The organism is Vibrio sp. TRT 29B02 (genome assembly GCF_050113655.1).
Taxonomy (GTDB): domain Bacteria; phylum Pseudomonadota; class Gammaproteobacteria; order Enterobacterales; family Vibrionaceae; genus Vibrio.
The window spans coordinates 1-1,340 of the sequence record NZ_JBNJOJ010000063.1 but is presented as its reverse complement, the minus strand read 5'-3'; the positions used below and the strand labels follow the sequence as shown (position 1 = coordinate 1,340).

Below are 1,340 nucleotides of genomic sequence, written 5' to 3'. Positions count from 1 at the left end.
CTGAGGGATCCCCACAAAATCATATAGTCGCCTCTTGAGCTTTAGCGAGTTTTATAAGGAAGCTTTCTATACCTTTCCGCCACTCTTTTACTGCCACGTTCCAACCTGGCCGCTTGTACAAACGCATTCCAAGATAAAAATAACTTAAAACAGCTCGAGTCTTGATTGTATTAGCTTGGAACCGACAGTGTGCATTCATCCTTTCTCCTAGCAACCCTATCAGGGTGAGGAGAAGATGTCCTACGCTAGCTATAAGAACTAAAATACTCATTCTTTTTAGTCGCTTAGTTCCGTGACTTGACATGCCAAGGCCAAATCGTTCAGATTTGCAGTCTCTGAACGACTCCTCTATTTGCATGCGATTACTATAGATATTGACTACTCGTTTTGCCAGTTCAAGTCTTGCTGGAAGCGACGTAACAAGTACCCAAGGGTCATTAGCCCGACGAGCATTTTTTCGGCTGTAATTGGATTGCTGACGTAACCCCTTTGTTGTTTTTGCTATACGACCTTTTGATTTCGCCTTGTACAGAATGAGATTGACTCTATAGGGCAACTTGTTGCCCATAAACCAGTTCTTCATCAACGTCGGTGTCGAGGTTGAACGTGGGAAAAGGGCTTTACACCACTCACCTTGATTTCCGTCCGGACTCAGGCAGACCTTTCCTCTCACTCTGCCAACAAAATGCCAGCCGTGTGATGTCACCGACTTAAACCAAGGGCGCTTGAATCCTGCATCAGTCACAATGATCGGAGTACAGGTTGTTGGCAAAAGTATCTTGAGTCGATTGAGAAAATCATTGTGTGTTGTGGCTTTCTCTTTTGTTTCTAGAGGGTGAACTTCTTCGTATAAGGTCAAGGCTCTTCCTTTAAATGACAACGATGCTCTAAGTAAAAACAGTGTCTTTTGCTTATTTAAGTCTGACCAATCAACATGAATAACAGGCTGCGTTAGATGGGACGTCAGTAAAGTTGTCATGCGCTTATAAACAAGCAATCTCGATTCATACAGATGGGAATTAGAGAGTAGTCGGTCAGCCCTTTTAATTGCATGTTTTTCATAGGCTTGGGTCACGATCCCCCTTCCGATAGAAGTCACGTAAAGTGCATTTCCAGAGAGAACACTTTCAACACACGCGCCAAACGCTCTTGCTCGAGTTTTATGCATTGAACCAAGGACAGCGTTAAGAAAATTGGATACTATACTTTTCACATTCATGACGTTTCTCGGTGATGACATATTTATTGTGGTGATAAACTGTTGATCACTAAGCGTCATGAATGTTCCCAATAAAATGAATTTATTAGCTTTTTCTCTCAGTTTTGTGGGGATACTTCAG

Annotated in this window: 1 protein-coding gene; it reads right to left on the bottom strand. The window is 42.5% G+C overall.

Annotated features, from left to right (window positions below):
- Window positions 1-19 precede the first annotated feature (19 nt).
- The gene (locus ACQEXT_RS21160; RefSeq protein ID WP_426953439.1) at window positions 20-1,279 is read right to left on the bottom strand and encodes an IS4 family transposase; all 1,260 of its coding nucleotides are present in this window, start codon (window positions 1,277-1,279) and stop codon (window positions 20-22) included.
- Window positions 1,280-1,340: the final 61 nt, after the last annotated feature.

Coding starts and splice junctions, on each gene's coding strand:
- ACQEXT_RS21160 (WP_426953439.1), bottom strand. CDS start 1,279: ATGACGCTTAGTGATCAACAGTTTATCACCACAATAAATATGTCATCA.